Annotated in this window: 16 protein-coding genes; 11 read left to right on the top strand and 5 right to left on the bottom strand. The window is 65.4% G+C overall.

The annotated features are described in order from the left end of the window. The first annotated feature begins 49 nt into the window (after window positions 1–49). Complete coding sequence (locus tag BM175_RS16345) at window positions 50–1,171, top strand: calcium-binding protein (protein WP_090964883.1); 1,122 nt, start codon at window positions 50–52, stop codon at window positions 1,169–1,171. A gap of 215 nt (window positions 1,172–1,386) precedes the next feature. On the opposite strand, the gene BM175_RS16340 is transcribed toward BM175_RS16345, so the two are convergent. The 3 genes from BM175_RS16340 to BM175_RS16330 form a co-directional block, all read right to left on the bottom strand. Continuing rightward, on the bottom strand, window positions 1,387–2,052 hold the full coding sequence (locus tag BM175_RS16340; RefSeq protein ID WP_175526884.1) for a Crp/Fnr family transcriptional regulator: 666 nt from the start codon (window positions 2,050–2,052) through the stop codon (window positions 1,387–1,389). Window positions 2,053–2,136: 84 nt separating this feature from the next. After that, on the bottom strand, window positions 2,137–2,931 hold the full coding sequence (locus BM175_RS16335; protein ID WP_090964879.1) for a LuxR C-terminal-related transcriptional regulator: 795 nt from the start codon (window positions 2,929–2,931) through the stop codon (window positions 2,137–2,139). Between the two features lie 804 nt (window positions 2,932–3,735). Continuing rightward, window positions 3,736–3,984, bottom strand: coding sequence for a hypothetical protein (locus tag BM175_RS16330; protein WP_090964877.1), 249 nt, complete (start codon window positions 3,982–3,984; stop codon window positions 3,736–3,738). A 418-nt stretch (window positions 3,985–4,402) separates the two neighbouring features. Between BM175_RS16330 and BM175_RS16325 the strand changes: the two genes are divergently transcribed. Both BM175_RS16325 and BM175_RS16320 read left to right on the top strand, forming a co-directional pair. Continuing rightward, entirely contained in the window at window positions 4,403–5,749 is a 1,347-nt protein-coding gene (locus tag BM175_RS16325; RefSeq protein ID WP_090964875.1) for a UDP-glucose dehydrogenase family protein, read from the top strand. 73 nt (window positions 5,750–5,822) lie between these two features. After that, window positions 5,823–6,857 carry an NAD-dependent epimerase/dehydratase family protein gene (locus tag BM175_RS16320; RefSeq protein WP_090964873.1) on the top strand — a complete coding sequence of 345 codons (1,035 nt, stop codon included), beginning with the start codon at window positions 5,823–5,825 and terminating at the stop codon, window positions 6,855–6,857. 4 nt (window positions 6,858–6,861) lie between these two features. Here BM175_RS16320 and BM175_RS16315 read toward each other — a convergent pair whose 3' ends face one another. Then, window positions 6,862–7,785 carry a methionyl-tRNA formyltransferase gene (locus BM175_RS16315; protein WP_090965008.1) on the bottom strand — a complete coding sequence of 308 codons (924 nt, stop codon included), beginning with the start codon at window positions 7,783–7,785 and terminating at the stop codon, window positions 6,862–6,864. A 281-nt stretch (window positions 7,786–8,066) separates the two neighbouring features. On the opposite strand from BM175_RS16315, the gene BM175_RS16310 reads away from it, so the two are divergent. Both BM175_RS16310 and BM175_RS16305 read left to right on the top strand, forming a co-directional pair. Further along, window positions 8,067–9,173, top strand: a complete 1,107-nt coding sequence (locus BM175_RS16310) for a glycosyltransferase family 4 protein (RefSeq protein ID WP_425285286.1) — start codon at window positions 8,067–8,069, stop codon at window positions 9,171–9,173. Next, window positions 9,170–10,015, top strand: a complete 846-nt coding sequence (locus BM175_RS16305) for a sulfotransferase domain-containing protein (RefSeq protein WP_090964869.1) — start codon at window positions 9,170–9,172, stop codon at window positions 10,013–10,015. Before BM175_RS16310 ends, BM175_RS16305 begins: the two co-directional genes overlap by 4 nt. On the opposite strand, the gene BM175_RS16300 is transcribed toward BM175_RS16305, so the two are convergent. Beyond that, window positions 10,012–12,048, bottom strand: coding sequence for an acyltransferase family protein (locus BM175_RS16300; protein WP_090964867.1), 2,037 nt, complete (start codon window positions 12,046–12,048; stop codon window positions 10,012–10,014). The genes BM175_RS16305 and BM175_RS16300 overlap by 4 nt on opposite strands. A gap of 293 nt (window positions 12,049–12,341) precedes the next feature. On the opposite strand from BM175_RS16300, the gene BM175_RS16295 reads away from it, so the two are divergent. The 6 genes from BM175_RS16295 (at window position 12,342) to BM175_RS16270 (ending at window position 21,140) form a co-directional block, all read left to right on the top strand. Next, window positions 12,342–13,754: a lipopolysaccharide biosynthesis protein gene (locus tag BM175_RS16295; RefSeq protein WP_244546042.1), complete on the top strand. Its 1,413-nt coding sequence runs from the start codon at window positions 12,342–12,344 to the stop codon at window positions 13,752–13,754. Then, window positions 13,754–14,719 (top strand): sulfate adenylyltransferase subunit CysD, encoded by a 966-nt coding sequence (gene cysD / locus BM175_RS16290; protein WP_090965006.1) that lies wholly within the window; start codon window positions 13,754–13,756, stop codon window positions 14,717–14,719. The genes BM175_RS16295 and cysD overlap by 1 nt, the downstream gene beginning before the upstream one ends. Further along, window positions 14,719–16,650 (top strand): sulfate adenylyltransferase subunit CysN, encoded by a 1,932-nt coding sequence (gene cysN, locus BM175_RS16285; RefSeq protein ID WP_090964863.1) that lies wholly within the window; start codon window positions 14,719–14,721, stop codon window positions 16,648–16,650. The genes cysD and cysN overlap by 1 nt, the downstream gene beginning before the upstream one ends. Beyond that, window positions 16,650–17,876, top strand: a complete 1,227-nt coding sequence (locus tag BM175_RS16280; RefSeq protein ID WP_090964861.1) for a glycosyltransferase family 4 protein — start codon at window positions 16,650–16,652, stop codon at window positions 17,874–17,876. Before cysN ends, BM175_RS16280 begins: the two co-directional genes overlap by 1 nt. Before the next feature lie 54 nt (window positions 17,877–17,930). Next, the gene (locus tag BM175_RS16275; protein WP_090964859.1) at window positions 17,931–18,779 is read left to right on the top strand and encodes a sulfotransferase; all 849 of its coding nucleotides are present in this window, start codon (window positions 17,931–17,933) and stop codon (window positions 18,777–18,779) included. A gap of 216 nt (window positions 18,780–18,995) precedes the next feature. Beyond that, window positions 18,996–21,140: a nucleoside-diphosphate sugar epimerase/dehydratase gene (locus BM175_RS16270; protein WP_090964857.1), complete on the top strand. Its 2,145-nt coding sequence runs from the start codon at window positions 18,996–18,998 to the stop codon at window positions 21,138–21,140. Window positions 21,141–21,151 lie beyond the last annotated feature (11 nt).

Below are 21,151 nucleotides of genomic sequence, written 5' to 3'. Positions count from 1 at the left end.
CCCGATGACCCCCGGCCCGCATTCCATTCCATTGAAAGGTTCCGCCCCCATGAGTCAGCTGCTCGACACCCTGATGGCCACGCCGTTTCCGTCCGGATCGACGCGTTCCGAGCTTCTTCGCGGGACGGGCGGCGGCGATCGCATCGCGTCGGGTTCGGGCAGCGACACGATCTACGGCGACCTCGGCGCCGATACGATCCATGCCATGCCGCTGGCAGGCGAGCGCGTCCTCGTCTTCGGCGGCCGCGGTCCGGGAGACGCGCAGGACGGCGATGACGCGATCGCGGTCGCGGGCGAGGGATCGGGCGAGATCTACGCCAATGCCGGCAACGACACGATCCTCTACCGCGCGCTCGGCAACGCGACGATCTCGGCCGGCCTCGGGGACGACGAGGTCCGGATCCTCAACAAGGCGAACAACGCGGTCGTCGGCGGGTCCGGCAGCGACACGATCACGATCGACAGCACGGGCGACAACACGATCTTCGGCGGCAACACCGGTTCCGACCCGAGCGACGGCGCCGATCGCATCGTGGTGCGCGGCAACGGTCAGAACGTGGTCTATGCCAATGCCGGCAACGACGACATCTTCATCGGCGGCTCGGGCAACAACCATCTCTTCGCTGGGCTCGGAAACGATACGCTGCGCATCCAGGGCGTCGGCTCCAACGTGATCGTCGGCGGGCTCGGCGCCGATACGATCACGGTCGAGGGGAGCGGCAACAACACGATCTTCGGCGGCAGTGGTGCGGCCGATCCGCTGGACGGGAACGACGTCATCACCATCATCGGCGATGGACACAATCTCGTCTTCGCCGTCGGCGGCGATGATCTCGTCCGCGTCATCGGCAGCGTTGGAACGACGATCGACGGCGGCGCGGGAAACGACACGCTCCTCGGAGGCGACGGCCTCGATCGCATCGTCGGCGGGCGGGGCCTCAACGTCATGACCGGCAACGCGGGCGCCGACACGTTCGTCCATACGGCTGGAGCTCAGGACGTCATCACCGACTTCGACTGGTATCGCGGAGACCGGATCGAGACCGGCGTCCCGGTAGCGGGCCTGACGCAGATGCCCGACGGGACATTGTTCGTGGTCTATGCGGATCAGAGCTTCGTCGCCATCCAGCACGCCGCGCCGGAACTCATCACGTACAACCTGTTCGTCTGAACCCGTCGGCCAGACGTTCCAGGGGCTGCCTTCGAGGGGCGCCGTCCTGCAGCGGGAGTCTCGCCCGTGTTTCCAAGCGGGACCCTCCGTCGCATTGATGGCCGGCGCGGCATGCATTGGATCACCCAAGGGAAGCCTTTCAGGGTGTCCACAGCCCGCGCGAGACTCCGATCTCGTTGACCAGTGAACCCTGACATCCTCATCCGTTCGTCGGATCAGGACCCCAGCTTGGTGACATCGGGCACCAGAAGGCGGTCGTCTTCGCGAATGATGATGCCGGCATACTGCAGGTGGCTCATGGTGCGTGACACCGCTTCGCGATAGGTTCCGATCCTGCAGGCGATATCGGAATGCGTGGGGATGGGATGAATGGACGCCGATCCGTCGTGCCGGGCGTGCTTGCGGCAAAGGCGCATCAACTCGCCGACCTGTTCGATCAGAACCTGCTCGCGATCGATCGCGCTTCGCAGGAGAGAGAGGACCAGCTCCCGGTCCTGGCAGAAGAGGTCGAGGATCGCAGCCGGTTTGATGACGGCGACGGTGGAATCCGCTGACGCCTCCACCGCGAAGTTGGCCGTGAAGCCGCCGACCAGAGCCGCTTCGCCGATGAACGATCCGACGCTGGATTCGCGGAGGGAAACGACCTTGCCTTCCTCGGTATAGGCGAAGAACCAGAATTCGCCCCGCGTCACGACGAAGACCTTGTCGAGGAGATCGCCAGGCAGGACGATGGTCGCGCCTTCTCGAACATCGAGCCATCGGGCCTGCCTATTGAGCTCCCGGATTGTGGCCTCGGACAGGCGCTGAAACATCGGGAGCGCACGCAGATCCCTCGCCATTTCGCCGTTGAGCGAGCCGTTGGTCTGCGAGCTTTCACGCATCGAACGCGTCTCCTTACCCGACCTCATTCACACATGGCGTTCGATGACTTCCCGGTTGCGGGTCTCGCGTACGAGCGGCCGCTATCAGGCAGGGTGTCTTGATCCCTCCAGCTTGCTCAAAAGATAGACGACTTCCGTTCTGTTGCGGGCCTTCAGTCGTTTCATGATGTTTCTGACATGAACCTTGACGGTGCTTTCACACATGTTCAGATCGTAGGCGATGATCTTGTTGGCCTTACCCTTCCGAAGGGCATCGATCACCAGCATCTGTCTGGACGTGAAAAGGCTCACGCTGTCCTCGTCCGCACTCGTGGTGGGGCTTTGCCGGATGAGCTGCTCGCATCGGGTCAGAATGCTGGCCGGGACATAGATTCCACCTGCCGCGACCAGATGCATGGCGCTGACCGCCACCTCCAGGCTGACCGTCGGCGGGATGTACCCGCGCACCCCGACCTCGAAGGCTCGTAGCACGTCCGACACGTCCTCGATCTCCGACAGGATGATCGTATCGGTCTCCGGCCTGTCGGCACGAACCTTTGCGATCTGGGACATATAATGCTCCGACTTGGCCTTCGACCAAGTGGCGCAGATCAGGATGATGTTGATGTGCCCAATCTTTGCGTCCGACGCATCGAGCGACTTCAGGTCGGAGAAGTAGTGAAGCTCGAGCGTTTCATCGACGGCCCGCAATCCGCGTCCGAAGCAGTCACGGATCAACGGACGATCGTCGATGACGGCGATCGTCAGGGGCGTCTCGCGATCGAGGCCGCGTCGCTGATCCTCCAGCCAGGAGCCGGCGAGGAAACTGTCGACCCCGCCTGGCGAAGCCTTGTCGACCGGGTGAATGCTGAAGGAGGAGGCATCATGCACGGCGCTCATCGATCGACCTCACAATTGATGTTTGACGTCATCCCTATCAATTAGGTGGAAAGTCACGGGCTCGCTCTGCCGGCCCGACCGCATCCGAAGGTCGGGGCCTGCAACTCGTTGGTAGGTAAACGATTCCTGAATTCAACCTATGCATCCATATTGCCTATTACAAATTGTTAAGGTGTGAGAAAACGCACAAGCGTAAGATAATCGGGCACTTAAGGACGATTCCGTACGCTCAGACGCTACGGCATCCGGATCACGATGCAGTCGAGCCGACTTATCCACAGAGCAGTGGATAACTTTTTTGAGCCGGCTGAAGGTTGCCGCCGAGGGATTTCCTCCAGACAAGCTGCCCCTTCGTAACGCTCCATCAGGACATGGAGGTTCGCGGAAGAGATCGAGGTCTTCTTCAAAAGGTTGAAGTAGGAGACGCGATGGAAGGCTGGCGATTCGCCCCACCGTTCTTCCCGACATTCTTTGGCGAAGTAACCGTTCCGGTCGAGACAGCGCCGTTCGAGCATCTCACGCGATGATGCCTGGATGGGGCAGGACGGTGCTTGGAAGGTCGGCAGCAACCGGCTCCAGCAACCATCTGGCCCGGTCAGGCTATCTAGGTCCGATAAATGTCGCGACCGCCATCGCTGGTTGCCGCCCGAAGATGTGTTGCCTGGCGCGCTTTGATTCAGCTGTCGTCGTGACGAAGCAACTCAGCTTGGGAGGCTTTGCGGGTCCGGTACCCCTCGCAGGTGAAACCGCGGGAAACCCTTCCCGGCGGCAGGACCTGCGCAGCGCCTCGCTGCGGGTTTCCACCTACCACCAGCCGGGCATGCCCAACCAGCCGAACCAGATTTTCTTGAAGGCGACCCACCCGAAGGCCGCTTCGCAAATGATCATGCACAGACCCAGTACGAGAAAACCCCGATCGCTTTCCACGGATTGGTCGGCATTTCCGCGGGTGCGGTCGAATTCTAGCAGCTCCGCTTCCTGCTCCGTCAAGCATTGGGCCTGCTTGCGGGCGTAGAGGATACTCGCATGTCCGGCGATGTTCTGCGCGCCCATGGCTGATCTCCCTGTTTTGACAGCGAACCGCACCGGGCCGGGAGAGGCGCCCTGTCAGGGGCCCGTTGTCCGCTCGTGCGGCTCGTCCTTCTCTTCATCGTATGGCGGCCCCTCGAGGGCGACAATGTTCCCCCACCGCCCCAAAAGATCATCGGGATCCGGCGATCGAGCCAACGGGCCAACGTTTGCCGCCACCGTCCGATCGTCCCATTCGCCGAAAGAACACGACCTTGTTCTGAAGACGTAGCGACCGGCGAACGATCGATCGAAAGACCTATGAAGTCGCCGCGGAAGTGGAAGCGCCCGGCGCTTTGCTTCGAATAGGCAAGGCTGCCGCCGTCGTATTGTCACTCGACCCCATGGCAAGCCGACCGCACGATGGGCTCATCTCCCACAGGCAGAAGAGCTCGGCGACGCCATGCGGATCACGATCATAGGCTCAGGTTACGTCGGCCTCGTCAGTGGGGCGTGCTTTGCCGACTTCGGTCATGTGGTGACCTGCGTCGACAAGGCGGAGCACAAGATCGAGGCGTTGCGCGCCGGTCGCATGCCCATCTACGAGCCTGGGCTCGCCGAGATCGTCGCCAGTAACGTGCAGGCGGGCCGCCTTTCGTTCTCGACCGATCTCGCCGGTCCCGTCTCGGAAGCCGACGTCGTCTTCATCGCGGTCGGAACGCCGTCCCGGCGCGGCGACGGACATGCCGACCTCAGCCATGTCTTCGACGTGGCCCGGGACATATCGCGGCACGTTCGGGGCTTCACGGTCGTCGCAACGAAGTCGACCGTTCCGGTCGGAACCGGCGACGAGGTCGACTACATCATCCGCATGGTCAATCCGAACGCAGACGTAGCCGTCGTCTCCAATCCGGAGTTCCTGCGGGAAGGCGCCGCGATCGAGGACTTCAAGCGACCCGACCGGATCGTCGTCGGCCATGCCGATCCGCGAGCGGTGGAGGTCATGACCGAGGTCTACCGGCCGCTCTACCTCAACGCCGCCCCGATTCTCTTCACCAGCCGGCGCACGTCCGAACTCGTCAAATACGCCGCGAACGCCTTTCTCGCGCTCAAGATCACCTTCATCAACGAGATCGCCGATCTCTGCGAGAATGTCGGGGCCAACGTTCAGGAGGTCTCGCGCGGGATCGGGCTCGACAAGCGCATCGGGCCGAAATTCCTGAACGCAGGGCCGGGCTACGGGGGATCCTGCTTTCCCAAGGACACGCTCGCTCTCGTCAAGACCGCCCAGGACAGCAACGCGCCGCTCCGGCTCGTCGAGGCGACCGTGGCCGTCAACGACCAGCGCAAGCGGGCGATGGCGCGCAAGGTGGTCGCGGCCTGCGGCGGGCGGGTGCGGGGGCGCACGATCGCCGTGCTCGGCCTCACCTTCAAGCCGAACACCGACGACATGCGCGAGGCGCCCGCCATCTCCATCATCCAGGGGTTGATCGATGCGGGCGCGCGAGTCACCGCCTATGATCCGCAGGGAATGGAGCAGGCCCGCCCGCTCCTCGATCCCCATGTCGCCTATGCGGAGGATGCCTATGTCTGCGCGCATGGAGCCGATGCGCTCGTCATCGTGACGGAATGGGACCAGTTCCGCGCGCTCGACCTCGACCGACTGGCGGCGGGCATGACGGGCAACGTCCTCGTGGATCTGCGCAACATCTATCGCAGCGAGGAGATCGAGAAGCGGGGCCTTCGCTACACCTGCCTCGGCGATGGGCTCGCGACGCTTCCCCTCTCGTATCCGGTGGCCGCGGAATGACCCACGCCGCTCCCGACCACGCCGCTCCCCAGCGGCCCTGTTTGCCTACAACGCCACGCGAGGTCCACCCGTCATGAGGATCCTGATCACCGGGACCGCGGGCTTCGTCGGATTCCATCTGGCGAACCGGCTTCTCGACGACGGTCACGAGGTCGTCGGCTTCGACGCGATGACGCCTTACTACGATGTCAGGCTGAAGGCGGCCCGGCATGCGATCCTGGCGCGCCGCCCCGGTTTTCGCGCCCTGACCGGACGCGTCGAGGACATGGATGCGCTGCGCCATGCCGCAGATCTCGCCGATCCCGAGATGGTGGTGCACCTCGCCGCGCAGGCCGGGGTGCGCTATTCGATCGACCACCCGCAGACCTATGCGGACAGCAACCTCATCGGCTCCTTCAACATCGTGGAACTCGCGCGCGGCCTCAAGCTGCGGCATCTGATGCTGGCGTCGACGAGTTCGGTCTACGGCGCCAACACCGCGCTGCCGTTCGCCGAGTCCGACAAGGCGGACCTGCCGTTGACCTTCTATGCCGCGACCAAGAAGGCGATGGAGGAGATGTCGCATGCCTATGCGCACCTCTTCTCGATCCCGACGACCTGCTTCCGGTTCTTTACGGTCTATGGACCCTGGGGACGGCCGGACATGGCGCTTTTCCGCTTCGTCGAGGCGATCGAGGACGGTCGACCGATCGAGGTCTACGGGGAGGGGCGCATGCGGCGCGACTTCACCTATGTCGGCGATCTCGTCGAGGCGATCGCGCGGCTGGCCGACTGCCCGCCCTCGATCGGTCGACCGGTGCAGGTGGAGGGCGTCGCCGACACCCTGTCACCCGTCGCGCCCTGGCGGGTCGTCAATATCGCCGGCGGCAAGCCGGTCGAACTGATCGATTTCGTGTCTGCGATCGAGCGCTGCCTCGGCAAGCGGGCCGTGCGCAGGATGCTGCCGATGCAGCCGGGCGATGCCGCCGTCACCTTTGCCGACCACCGCCTGCTGGAGGCGTTGACCGGTTACGCTCCGAAGACGCAGGTCGAGGACGGGGTTGCGGCCTTTGTCGAGTGGTATCGAGAACATTGGGCCCGGACGACACCGGCACCGGTCCCCGCCTGATGCCTCATGCGGGCCTGCGGCACGGGCCCAGCCGGGCGTGCACCTTCGGGCGCCGCCCGTCCGGCGACCCGCGCCAGGTGGTGACTTCGATCGTGATGCCATCGCCGCACAGAACCGAGAACCCGCGTTCGGTGTGGCCCTGAACCTGACCGGTCAGGCCGATATGGCGCCCGTGTGGTGCCAGCGCGCACGCCGAGCCGACGACGATCCGGTCGCCGGCATCGAAGGTGAAGGCTCCCGGATAGGGGTCGCCCACCGCCCGCACGAGACGCAGGATCGCCTCGGATGGCTCGCGCCAGTCGATGAGACCGTCCGCTTCGGTCCGTTTGGCGCAGTAGCTCGCAAGCCGTTCGTCCTGGGCGGTGCCGGCGGCCTCGCCCCTCGCGATCCTGTCCAGCGCATCCACAGCGATCTCGGCGAGCGCCTGCTTGTGCTTGTCGTAGAGCGATCGGGCGGTTTCGTCGTGCGCGACGGGGAACAGACGCTGGACGATGATCGGACCGCTGTCGACCCCTTCGTCCAGCCAGAAGACGCTCGAGCCCGAGGTCGTCTCCTCCGCCAGGATCGTCCAGGGGATCACCGCCCGTCCGCGGAAACGCGGCAGGGGCGAGGGGTGGTAGCCGAGGGTTCCCAGCCGTGCCACCGAGCGGAAGGGCTCGCGGCAGATCTGCGACCAGCCGATCACCATCGTGAGGTCCGGTGCCGCCGCGCGGATCGCTTCGACCGTTTCCGGCGCATTGATGTTGGTCGTGAAGTGCACGGCCGCCCCGGTTTTGCGGGCGGGACGAGCGAGATCGACGTAATCCGAATGGCGATGGGCCGATTCCGGCGGAAGCGTGACCACCAGAACGGGAGCCCGTCCGGCGGCGATCAGGGCCTCGAGCGCGACGAGCGATCCTTCGACTGCTCCTACGAAGACGGTGCGGATCGAACTCATGATCCCCGCAGCTCCCGAATCATCCGATCCCCGGTTCGGCGACCTTCCGTCCTCGAGGCCACAATGGAACCTCGCTCGGTCCAAGTGCGCCTTTAGAGGTAGGAAGAGGTCTCGCCGACGCTCCAAAGTCCAGCTGTTCCGCCTTGCCTTGCCCCGCATACTCGAAGGACGCGAGGGATCGAAATCCGGGGCACCGCTTGGGACACGAACGCAACCCGACGACGTTCAAACCGGTCGCAGGCCTTCCGCTCGCTGCGGGCGCGGCGGCGAGGATCTGCATCGTCCTGCCCGGATTGGGGGCGGGCGGGACCGAGCATGTGGTCAGCGTGCTTGCCAACGAATGGATCGCTCGCGGCCGATCGGTGACGATCCTGACGCTCGAAGAGCCGGGCGCGGTTCCCTACTACCCCCTCCACCCCGGCATCGAGGTCCGGCGTCTGGGGCTGCCGCCCGGCCGCCGTGGCGCGGTCTCGGCGATCGGCACCGCGGGTCGTCGCGTGTGGCGTCTCCACCGGGCGCTGCGCGAGGTGGGACCGGACGTCGTCGTCAGCTTTCTCGTCCGCACGAACGTCCTCACGTTGATGGCTGCGTTCCGCCTCGGCGTGGAGGTCGTCGTGTCGGAGCGCAACAACCCGGCGGCCCAGACCGTCGGACCGATCTGGAACACCCTCCGCTCGCGCCTCTACCCGCGCGCCTTCGGCCTCGTGACGATGACGAAGGGTGCGCTCGAGTTCTTCCCCGCGCCGATGCGCCGGCGCGGATGGGTGATCCCCAATCCGGTCGATCTGCCGGCAGCGGGACGGCGTCGGTCCGATGGCCGGACGCTGACCGCCGTTGGCCGGCTGGTTCCGCAGAAGGGGTTCGACCTCCTCCTGCGCGCCTTCGCCGAGATCGCTCCGGAAGTTCCGGACTGGCGCCTCGTGATCTGGGGCGAGGGCGCAGACCGTGGCCTTCTCGAAGCCGAGCGCGCCAGCCTCGGGCTCGATGGCCGGGTCGACATGCCCGGCGTCACCGATGTGCCGGGCGTCTGGGTCGATACGGCCGACGCCTTCGTCCTGTCCTCGCGCTTCGAGGGCTGGGGCATCGTTCTTCTGGAAGCCATGGCCGCAGGCCTTCCCGTGGTTTCCTTCGATTGCCGCTGGGGCCCGCGGGAGATGATCGACGATGGCCAGAACGGCCTTCTCGTCGACCCCGAGAACGTGGCGGCCATGGCCGGGGCGCTGCGGCGCCTGCTCTCGGACGAGAGCCTGCGCCAGCGTCTTGCCGAAGCGGCGCGCCAAAGTAGCCGCCGGTTCACCACCGCTCACGTCGTGGACCGCTGGGACGAGGTCGTCGATGCGGCGCTCACGTCCCACTCCCATTCGAGGTACGGCCCATGACCATGCTGCATCAGCGCGCGTTCCGGAAGATCGACCGCCGGGTCAGGATGACCTGGGCGGCCGTCGGGGCCGACACGTTCCTCGTATCCTACCCGAAGTCGGGACGGACGTGGTTCCGCTTCATCCTCTCGCACTACTTCGCGTCCCTCGCGCGCGAAGGGGAGGCGGTCGATCTGCGGGAGATGTTCGGGGTCGTTCCGAACTACGATCTCGATCCGGTGCGCGGCATCCCCGCGTTCCGATACGGACATCGGCGCAGCGATGTTCCGCTGATCCTCGTCACCCATCATCTCTACCGGCGATCGCTCTTTCTCAATCGCCCGATCATCTTCATGGTGCGCGACCCCCGCGATGTTCTCGTCTCGGCCTACTTCCATGCCACGCGTCACAAGCACCGCTTCGTCGGCGGGATCGACGAGTTCATCGTGGACGAGGCGCAGGGCGCTCCTGCCCTCGTTCGCTACCTCAATGCCTGGGGAAGGGGGCTTCCTCATCACCGCAACATCGTCATCAGCTACGAAGCGCTGACGGCCGAGACGGAGGCCACCAGTTCGAGCGTGGTGGATTTCCTCGGTTTCCCGCATCGACCGGAACCGATGCGGCGTGCGGTCGAGGCGTCGCGCTTCGAGGCGATGCGCGAGCGCGAGATCGAGCAGGGGCTCCCGGCGCACGACTATGATCGCGGCGATACCGAAAGCCTGCGGATGCGGCGCGGCGTGGCGGGCGGCTTTGCAGACTATCTCAGCGAGGCGCAGGCGGTCAGGATCCTCGGCATCTGCGAGCGCCACCTGACGCCGGCCGCCAAGGCTCTGGTGTCGAAGACCGGCCTCCAACTCGGCTAGTTCCCGTCTCGAGCCTTCACGGGCGGGACCGGGGTCGGCGGCTCCTCGAACATGTCGTCGATCACGTTCGCGAGTTGCTCGGCGCCGAACGCGCTGAGATGGTCGTCGTCGCGATAGAGCGAGCGGCCACCGATCTCGGCCGCGCAGGTCGCCCCGTCGCAGAGATGACGCGCCGGTGCAATGAACTGGAACCGATGCCATTTGGCGAGCTGCGCGAAGACGTCTTCCACCACCGCGTTCCGGCGATGGAAGGCTTCTGCGGTCGTGCGGGGCGGCGAGCGGCGGAAGAGATTCGCCATCGCCAGCGCCATCGGCGGCAGGAACTCGTTCTCGGGGACCGCGCCGATCACCGTGATGCGCCGATCGGACAGCGCGTCGAAGGCCCGGTCGAGGCCGCGGATGAGCGAACGCTTGTTCTCTTCGATCGACACTTCGGGCGACTGTCCGTCCGTATAGAAGGAGACAGGCTGCTGGTAGCCTGTCCCCAGGGCCTGGCGCGTCCAGCGTGCGGCGAAGACGACCTCCTCGATCGAGGCCTGCGCCCGGATCTCGTCGATCGCCTTGGCGACGAAGGTCGAGCACGATGCATTCCGCTTGCCGTCCACGACACGCGCGACGCCGAGCATCGGTCGGCAGGCGTGCTTGACGAAGACGAGCCCCTTCTGTCGGTGGTGCGTCGCGGCCAGTTCGAAGGCCGGGATCAGCGCTTCCGCGTGGCTGTCGCCGATCACGGCGAAGCTCAGGTCGGGCGCCGACAGATCCCCCACGAGGCAGATACCCGGCAGATTGGTGCGCGCTGCGGACCAGCTTGCACAGGACACGCGGCTTTCGGCTTCGGGCGGTAAGAGCGGGCTATAGGCGAGAAGCCGATCGGGCAGGCGCTGCGGCAACCCGCCGGTTGCCTGAAGGACGATCCCCGTCAGGAAGATGCCGGCCGTGACCGCAGCCGCCCTGCGCAGGACCGCCGCCCTGGATTGCGTTCGCGGGCGCCGGAACGGTTCCTCGACGAAGCGCCAGGAGACGATGGCCAAAAGAACGGAGGTCGCAAGCGCTGCTGCGGTCTCGAAGCCATCGAGCTCGCGAGCCAGCGCGTAGCGCAGGAGCGACAGGACCGGCCAATGCCAGAGGTAGAGCGAGAACGAGAGCCGGCCGACCGCGACCAGAGGGCGGCTTCCCAGAAGCTTCGACGCCCCGACGTGGCCCGATGTCCCCGCACCGATCACCAGCGCCGCGCCGAGGGTCGGCAATAGGGCGGCAAAGCCCGGGAAGGGCGTTTGAGCATCGTAGATCGCAACGGCCAGGAGGATCGATGCAAGACCGAGCCAACCCGCGCGTCGAGCGAGCGCGGGCGGAAGCGCGGGGCCGGGTGACAGAGCCAGAAGAGCGCCGAGAAGCAGTTCCCAGGCCCGCGGCGGCAGGAGGTAGAAGGCTGCCTGGGGATCCTTGTGCGTGGCGATGACGCCTATGGCGAACGAGGCGGCGGTCAGGCCCGCCAGCACGCGCCGTCGATTTGGCGGATCCATCCACCAGAGGAGGACCAGAAGATAGGGAAAGCCGAGGTAGAACTGTTCCTCGATCGACAGCGACCAGGTGTGAAGGAGGGGTTTGAGCTCCGCCGGCGCATCAAAATAGTCCGCTTGAGCCCAGAACAGGATATTGGAGGCGAAGCCCGCCGTCGCCGCGATCGAAGCGCCGAGCGAGCGGAAGTCCGGCGGAAGAAAAAAGCATCCGGCGACGATGCAGGTGACGAGAACCGTGGCGAAGAGGGCCGGGAAGATGCGCCGGACGCGACGGGCGTAGAAGTCGGCGAATGTGAAGCGACCGCGGTCCAAGTCTTCGCAGATGATCGATGTGATCAGGAAGCCGGAGATGACGAAGAAGACGTCGACGCCGACGTAGCCGCCTGCAAAACCGGGCAACTCAGCGTGAAACAGGAGGACCGCGATGACGGCGACCGCTCGCAGGCCGTCGATGTCGGCACGATAGTACGAGCGCTCCCGTGCGCTCGATCGATGAACCGGGTCTTGCCCCATACAGTCCCTGCCGCCCCGTGCGGACGAGAGCCGGACGGTTGGCCCGGCAGCTTATCGTCCACGGGCGACGCGTCGCCCCCGGCAAAGGTCTATCGTGCCCCAGGACTGCGGAGCGACAGGAGTAAGGGGGTAAGGCGAACGACGTAGATCATCGTTGCCCGCTTGGTCCGAAGGGGGCGGTCGTCGGAGGTCGGAGACCGAAGGGCGAACTAGCCGCGCTTTCCCGCCCGCGCACTATGAGGCTGCGACGAATGCGGCGGGATAGGCTGTCCGGGCGATCGCAAGAGGCGATCTTGGCCCATTCGAACCTCCTTCCCGGTCGTGTGCGAAAGGCTCTGCGCAGCTTCCGGCAGACGGGCGACCATCGCACGCGCCTCGCCAATATCGGCCATCTCCTCACCGGAAACTTCATCGGCTCGCTGCTCGGCCTTGCCGCCTTCGCACTCTCCGCGCGCGCGCTGGGCCCTGTCGATTACGGGCTCCTTGCGATGATCTACACATTCGTCCGCGTGGTGGAGCGCGTCGTCAGTTTCCAGACATGGCAGCCGATCATCAAGTACGGCGCCGACCTCCAGCATCCCGCGCAGCGCGGCGACCTGCGCATGCTGCTGAAGTTCGGCTTCCTTCTCGACCTCGCAAGTGCGGTCCTTGCCTTCGCTGTCGCAGTCCTTGGAGCCCTCATGGGGGCGTATCTCTTTTCCTGGCCGGCCGAGACGACGCATCTGGTGATCGCGTACTCGAGCGTCCTCCTGTTCCAGCTCACGGGAATGCCGACCGCCGTCCAGCGCATGGCCGGCCAGTTCCGCCTCGTGGCCTACGGGCAACTGGTCAACTCGATCGCGCGCGTCGGCCTATGTCTTGTCGGCAGCCTGATGATGGCCGGGCTGCCCTATTTCGTGGCGGTCTGGGCCGGGACGCAGGCGCTCGGCTCGCTGATCATGCTGGGATTGGCACTTCATACCCTGCGCCGACAGGGCATCCACCGGCTGCTGACGGCGAGCGTGCGGGGCGTCACGCAGCGCTTCCCCGGCATCTGGGGTTTCGCCTGGTCGGCCAACCTGTCGCTGACGCTGCGCATGAGCGCGCAAGAGTTCGACACGCTTCTCGTCGGCGCGCTGACCGATCCCGCGGCCGCCGGCCTTTACCACATCGCCAAGCGGATCGGACGCGTCGGGCAGCAGGTGGGGGCACAGGTTCAGGCCGTGCTCTATCCGGACGTGACACGGCTCTGGGCTCAGGGACGCGTCGGCGAATTCAAGCGCTTGATCCTGCAGATCGAGGCGCTGCTCTTCGTCGCCAGTCTCGTCGGCATCGTCGCGATCGCGGTCCTGATCCATCCGCTCCTCCTCTGGACGGCCGGCCCGGAATTTCTCGGCGCTTCCTCGCTCGTCGTCGTGCAGATGGTGGCTGTCGCCTTCGTGCTGTGCGGCTCGGCCATGCGCGTCGGGCTCCTCGCCATGGGCCGCCAGCACGACGTCCTGCGCACCGTCGTGGTCGGAACGATCGTGTTCTTCGCCGTCGCCATGCTCCTCATTCCGACGATCGGGCCTATGGGCGGCAACATCGCCCATATCGCGCTCGGGATCTGCTGGGCGGGCGGTCTCAGCTTCACGCTCCACCGCGCGCTCGCGCACCATCAGACGGCGCGCCCGGATCCGCTCGATCTGCCCCGCGACACCGCTCTCCTCGTTTCGAAAGGCGCATGATGTCCATCGCTGTTCCCCTTGCCCCGGAAACCAGGCCCGCGTCCGCACGAGAAGCAGGAGGCGGTTCGCTGCCGGAACATCTCCGGCGTCTCGAGGCCGAGGCGATCTTCATCTTCCGTGAGGTCGCCGCCGAATTCCAGAATCCGGTGCTGATGTATTCGATCGGCAAGGACTCGGCCGTGATGCTGCATCTGGCGATGAAGGCGTTTTTTCCCGCCCTGCCGCCGTTCCCGCTGCTTCACATCGACACGACGTGGAAGTTCGCCGAGATGATCCGGTTTCGCGACGAGACGGTGGCCCGTCTCGGTCTCGACCTTGTGGTCCATCGCAACGAGGCGGGACTGGCCGAGGGGATCAATCCGTTCACGCACGGATCCTCGTTCTACACGCAGGTGATGAAGACCGAGGCGCTGAAGGCGGCGCTGTCGGCTCATCGCTTCGATGCCGCGTTTGGCGGTGCGCGTCGCGACGAGGAGAAATCGAGGGCCAAGGAGCGCATGTTCTCGTTCCGCTCGGCCAATCATGGCTGGAACCCGAAGGATCAGCGGCCGGAACTCTGGAACCTCTTCAACACCCGCATCAAGTCGGGCGAGTCGATCCGCGTCTTCCCCCTGTCCAACTGGACCGAGCTCGACGTGTGGGAATACATCCTGGCCGAGGACATCCCGATCGTCCCTCTCTACTTCGCGGCGCCGCGCCCCGTGGTGGAGCGCGACGGGCAGTGGATCATGGTCGACGACCACCGCCTGCCCCTGCGCGCGGGCGAGGTGCCCGAGATGCGCAGCGTGCGCTTCCGCACGCTCGGCTGCTACCCGCTGACGGCGGCGTGCGAAAGCGAGGCCGCAACGCTTCCCGACATCGTCCGTGAGATTCTCCTGGCCCGGACATCGGAGCGTTCGGGGCGCCTCATCGATCATGACGAGGCCGCATCCATGGAGAAGAAGAAGCAGGAGGGCTATTTCTGATGAGCGCCGTTCTCGACACGTCCCACGCCGGTCCTGAAGCGGCCTCCGGCCTTCCCGGCCTCCTGCCCGGTACAGAGCGCAAGAGCCTTCTGCGGTTCCTCACCTGCGGCAGCGTCGACGACGGCAAGTCGACCCTCATCGGCCGGCTCCTCTACGACACGAAGCTCCTGACCGAGGACCAGCTCGCCGCCCTCGGCCGCGACTCCAACCGCCGTCGGGGCGCCACGGAGGATGGGCTCGACTTCGCCCTTCTCGTCGACGGTCTCGCCGCCGAGCGCGAGCAGGGCATCACGATCGACGTCGCCTATCGCTTCTTCGCCACGGATGCGCGCAAGTTCATCGTCGCCGACACGCCGGGACATGAACAGTACACCCGCAACATGGCGACCGGCGCTTCCAACGCCGATCTGGCCGTGCTCCTCGTCGACGCGCGCCACGGCATCCTGACGCAGACGCGCCGCCATTCCTTCATCGTCTCGCTGCTCGGCATCCGGCACGTCGTCCTGGCCGTGAACAAGATCGATCTCGTCGACTATTCGAAGGATGTCTTCGAGGCCATCGTGGCGGAGTACCAGGCCTTCGCCGAGAGTTTCGGGTTCCGCTCGCTGCAGGCCATCCCGTTGGCGGCTCGCTTCGGCGACAACATGCTGACCCGCAGCGAGCGGACGCCCTGGTACGAGGGGCCGTCGCTGATCGAACACCTCGAAACCATCGAGGTCGAGGAGGCCGACCCCAGCGCTCCCTTTCGGATGCCCGTCCAATGGGTCAACCGCCCGCATCTCAACTTCCGCGGCTTTGCCGGCACGATCGCGGCCGGATCGGTGCGGACGGGCGAGCGGATCGTCGTCGCCGGGTCGGGCATCACCAGCCGTGTGAAACGGATCGTCACCTATGACGGCGATCTCGAGGCCGCGGGTGCGGGCGCGGCCGTCACCCTGACCCTTGAGGACGAGATCGACGCCTCGCGCGGCGACGTCATCGCCGCGGCGGTCGCTCGCCCCCAGGTCTCGGACCAGTTCGCCGCGCACCTGATCTGGATGCATGCCGATCCCCTGATCGCCGGCCGGCCCTATCTCGTGAAGATCGGCACCCGGACGCTCACGGCCAGCGTCACCGACATCAAGCACAAGGTCGACGTCAACACCCTTCAGAAGCTCGCCGCCAGGACGCTCGAACTCAACGAGGTCGGGTTCGTCAACCTGTCGACGCACGAGCCGATCGCCTTCGATCCGTTCTCGAGCATCAAGGAGACCGGCGCCTTCATCGTCATCGACCGGATGACGAACCTCACCGTCGGTGCGGGGATGATCGAGTTCGGTCTTCGACGCGCGCACAACATCCACTGGCAGGCGCTCGACGTCGACAAGTCGTCGCGTGCCGCGCTCAAGGGCCAGAAGCCGGCCGTCCTCTGGTTCACGGGACTTTCCGGCGCCGGCAAATCGACCATCGCCAACCTCGTGGAGAAGCGGCTCCATTCGCTGGGCATCCACACCTACATTCTGGACGGCGACAACATCCGCCACGGGTTGAACCGCGACCTCGGTTTCACGGAAGCCGACCGGGTGGAGAACATCCGACGCGTCGCGGAAGCGGCCCGCCTCTTCGCCGACGCCGGCATCGTCACGCTGGTTTCCTTCATTTCGCCCTTCCGAGCCGAACGGCGGATGGCGCGCGAGATGCTGCAGGAGGGCGAGTTCATCGAGATTTTCGTGGACACGCCCATCGAAGTCGCCGAAAGCCGGGATCCGAAGGGCCTCTACAAGCGCGCCCGCCAGGGTCTGATCGAGAACTTCACCGGCATCGACAGTCCCTACGAGCCGCCGGAAGAGCCCGATATCCGGATGACGCCGGACCTCAGCGCGGCCGATGCCGCCGAAGTCGTGGTGTCGCATCTCATGCGGGCCGGCTACATCACACAAGGCGCGCACTGATGCCGGAATGCAGGCGTCTCGACGCGGCCGGCCCGCTTCGGGTCTGCTTTCCCTTCGTTGGAGACGACGTGGGAGGAAGCCACATCTCCGCGCTGAAGCTGATCCAGGGCTTCGATCGCTCTCAGGTGGAGCCCGTTGTCGTGCTGCAACGCACGGACGGGCCGCTTGCGGCCTTCCTGCGCCGCGAGGGCCAGGCCTTCGTCGGCTGTCCCCTGGAGGCGACGCTGTCCCCTCGGAACGGCGAGCAGCCGCGCCTTGCGAGTTTTCTGGGGCAGACCTTGCCCTTCCTGCGCCGTTTCATCCGCGAAGGGCGCTTCCATATCGTCCATACGAACGACGGGCGGATCCATGCAAACTGGGGTCTTGCAGCGCGCCTCGCCGGCGCGCGACTGGTGTGGCACCACCGGGGCGATCCCGCCGCACGGGGCGTCAACCGCCTCGCGCCGTTGATCGCGAACGAGGTCGTCACCGTTTCGCATTTCTCGCGCCCGAAGCGGCCCCTCCTGCCGCTCCGCGATCGGCTCAGCGTGATCAACAGCCCGTTCGATCCACCCCTCCGATCGCCGGACCGAAAGGACGCCAAGGATTTGCTGCTCGGCGAACTCGGCCTGCCTGCCGGAACGAGAGTGCTCAGCTATGTGGGAAGCCTGATCGAGCGCAAGCGGCCCCTGCTTTTCGTCGAGATCGTCGCGCAATTCCGCCAGCGACATCCCGCCATCCCCATCGTGGGATGCATGTTCGGCGCGCCCGATCCCGCCGGCGCTGATCTCGATGCGGCGGTTCGCGCCCGTATCGAGGCTCTCGGCCTCCAGCATGTCGTGCGCCTCATGGGCTTTCGAAGCCCCATGGAGACCTTTCTGGCCGCCACCGACATCCTGCTTGTTCCCGCTTTCGGCGAGCCGCTCGGGCGCACGTTGGTGGAAGCCATGTTTCTTCGCACGCCGGTGGTGGCGACCGACCATGGCGGCAATCCGGAGGCCATCTGCGACGGACGAACCGGTTTCCTCGTCCACCCCGAGAGTGCGGATGCGTTCATCTATCCCACGGCCCGACTGCTGTCGGACCCGAACCTCTCGAAACGCATCGCCGATGCAGCCGAGGCCGAGGCCCATCAGTCCTATGGTTCGGTGCGCCATGTGGAACAGATCATGGCTGTCTATGCCCGCGCGCTTCGCCGGCCTGCACGTTCCGCCAGGCTGACCGGCGTCACGGAAACCTTCGCTTAGCAGCACCGTGGCGCGACCGCCGCCAGCCATTCGAAACCAGGGAGTGCACCAGGCATGCGCGCGCAAGACATCGACTTCCTGATCATCGGCGCGGCCAAGAGCGCGACGACCTGGTTGCAGAAAGCTCTTCAGGCCGATCCGCACGTGTTCATGCCGGAGCCCGAACTGCACTACTTCAGTCGCTACCACGAGCGGGGGGACGACTGGTACTTCCGGCAATTCGAGGGATGCAGGGCGGACCAGATCGTCGGCGAGAAGTCGAACTCCTACCTCGACAATCCGCTCGCGCCGGCGCGCGTCCAGGCCCTTCTGCCGCATGCCCGGCTGGTCGTTCAACTCCGGAACCCGGTCGAGCGCGCCTATTCCGACTACTGCATGCTGTATCGGCGCGGCGAGGCCGGCGGGAACATCGAGGCGGAACTCGATACGCGGACGGGACGGGGCAACCGCTTTCTCAACGGCGGCCTCTACCACGATCAGCTGACCGCCTATCTCGACCTCTATCCGCAGGATCAGCTTCTGGTTCTCTTCTACGAGGACATGCTGGCCGATCCGGGTCGACAGCTCGCGAAGGTCCGCGCGCATCTCGGTCTTCTCGAAGCGGATCCGCGTTCCGTCGACGTGAAGAAGGTGAAGGATCGCACCGAACCGATGGTCGGGCGAGGTCTGCGCCGTGCGCTCGGTCCGATCAAGCCGCTCGTGCGGCCTTTTCGTCGCCATCCCCTTTTCGTCGCGGCGCGGAAGCGTCTGATCGGCGAGGTCGCGTATCCGGCCCTGTCGTCCTCGCTGCGCGCGAGGCTCGTGGACTATTATGAACCGGACGTCGCCCGGTTGGGCAATCTCATTCAGGCCGACCTGTCTGGATGGCTGGGCCGTGCCGGACGAGGTACGTCTTTCGAGTAACGAGCGCTTCTGAAGTCAGTATGATGCGAAGGATGCAGGCGTTCTTCGCGTCAACCGAGTGTATTCCATAGCAAATCGTAGCCAAGAAGGCGCAAGTACTTCTCCCTTCTGTCTCGTCGCAGCGTTCGTGTTCCGTGCCATCCGTTGCGACATGAGCCGAAACGAGCAGCAGGTTGCGTCGGTTCGGCGACCCACGGTTTCCTGAAGGGGTTCCCCATGGCGTCTCCCATCGAACTGCAGCGGCCGGGCGGCGGCGCCCTCGGCCTTCATGCCATCCCCCTGTACGCGGCTTCCATCGCGCGGCATCTCCTGAACGGCCCGGCATCGTCGCCCTGGCCCAGCTTCGTCAGCCGGAACGAGCTCTACCATCACCTGCGCCAGAGAACGGCAAAGCGCCTGAAGGCGACGCGCAGCAATCTCGGACTCTATGCCGGCGACCTGGCTCTGGCAGCGGTCGCGTTCTTGCTCGCTTCGGCCGTTCGTCTCGGGCTCGAGGGCCAAGCGACGAGCCCGGACAGCTTTCGGGCCCTGTCCTATGCCCTGCCGCTCTTCGTGGCGACATGCGCACTGATCTTCCCGATGACCTGCCTTTACCGTCGCAACTGGCGTTATGCCTCCGTTGCCGACCTTCTCGACATCGTCAGGGCTGTCGCGATTGCCTCGCTCGGCTTCGTCATATGCCTGTTCCTGACGACCCGGTTCGACGCAGTGCCGCGCTCGGTCGTCGTCATGCAGGCTCTCCTTCTGACGTTCCTGCTCGTGGGCGCACGCATGCGCTTCAAGATCGCGGAGATCCGTCGGTTCGAACCCGGGACCGGCGTCGCCACCAAGAGCGGTCGCGATATCGTGCCCGTGCTCCTCGTCGGGGCGGGCGACATTGCCGACCTCTATCTTCGCGCTCTGCAACGCGACGGCACGGCACGCCATTGGCCTGTCGGCATCCTCGATCGCGCGACGGGAACGGCGGGAAACCTCCTGCGCGGCGTTCCGATCCTCGGCACTATCGCAGACTTCGACGAAGCGATGGGCGATCTCGAGGCCCGAGGACTGAAGCCGCGCCACCTGATCTTCACCGAAACGATCTCGAGCTTCACCGATCCGGAAATGAAGGCGCTGATCGACCGCGCCGATCGTCTGGGCATCGCCATCTCGCGGCCCGCCCCGGCACTCGAACTCCGCAACCCGAATGCCGGGAACCGCCTCGAACTGCGTCCCATCGAGCTGACCGATCTCTTGGAGCGTTCGCAGACCACGCTCGATCGGGACGCGCTGCATCGCCTGATCCATGGTTGCCGCGTGGTGGTGACGGGAGCGGGCGGGTCCATCGGCCGGGAACTGACGCTTCAGGTGGCCGGGCTGGGGCCGGCCGAGATCGTGCTGATCGAGAGCTGCGAGTTCAATCTCTATGCCATCGATCTCGAACTATCGGAAAAGCACGGGTCCACGCCGCGGAAAGCCTATCTCTGCAACGTCCGCGATGCCGGCCGTCTCAACGAGATCTTCGCGCGGCACAAGCCCGATCTCGTGTTCCATGCGGCAGCCCTCAAGCATGTCCCGATGGTCGAGATGAACCCTTGCGAGGGGATCCTCACCAACGTCATCGGCTCGATGAACGTTGCGGAAGCCACGCGGGCCTGCGGCGCACGCGCCATGGTCCAGATCTCGACCGACAAGGTGGTCAATGCCACTAGCGTCATGGGCGCGACCAAGCGACTGGCCGAACTCTACTGCCAGGCGTTGGACCTTGCCGGCGAGAGAAGCGACGAGCGTACGCGCTTCATGACCGTGCGCTTCGGCAACGTCCTGGGCTCCAGCGGGTCGCTGATTCCGCTCTTCGAGCGTCAACTCGCGCGTGGCGGCCCGCTGACGGTCACCCATCCCGACATGAAGCGCTTCTTCATGACCATTCGCGAAGCGGTGGAACTGACGCTTCAGGCTTCCGCCTACGGTCTCGAGAAACGCCTCGGACTAGGCGAAATCTTCGTCCTCGACATGGGCGAGCCCATCAAGATCATCGACATGGCCCGGCGCATGATCAAGCTCGCCGGCTACCGCCCGGGCGAAGACATCAAGATCGATTTCGTCGGCTGCCGTCCGGGCGAGAAGCTCTTCGAGGAACTGTTCGACGCCGACGAGGAGCGTGTCGCCTCACCCGTGCCGGGCGTGTTCGGCGCCGTGCCGCATCCCGTTCCGCTGCAGGAGCTGCGCCAGGCGTTCGAAGGGTTGGAGAAACTCGCCCACACCGGCGACACGCACAGCGTCATCGGGTTTGTCGCAAGGATCCTGCCCAGCTATCAGAACCCTCTTCACCAGGACCTTGCCGACGCGGAACCGGCACCGCTCGCGCGTGCCGCAGGGTGAGCGAAGAGGCT

The sequence above is a fragment of the Aureimonas phyllosphaerae genome (genome assembly GCF_900113065.1).
Lineage (GTDB): Bacteria > Pseudomonadota > Alphaproteobacteria > Rhizobiales > Rhizobiaceae > Aureimonas > Aureimonas phyllosphaerae.
The sequence above is the reverse complement of the archived record's forward strand: the minus strand, read 5'-3'. Positions and strand labels throughout refer to the sequence as shown.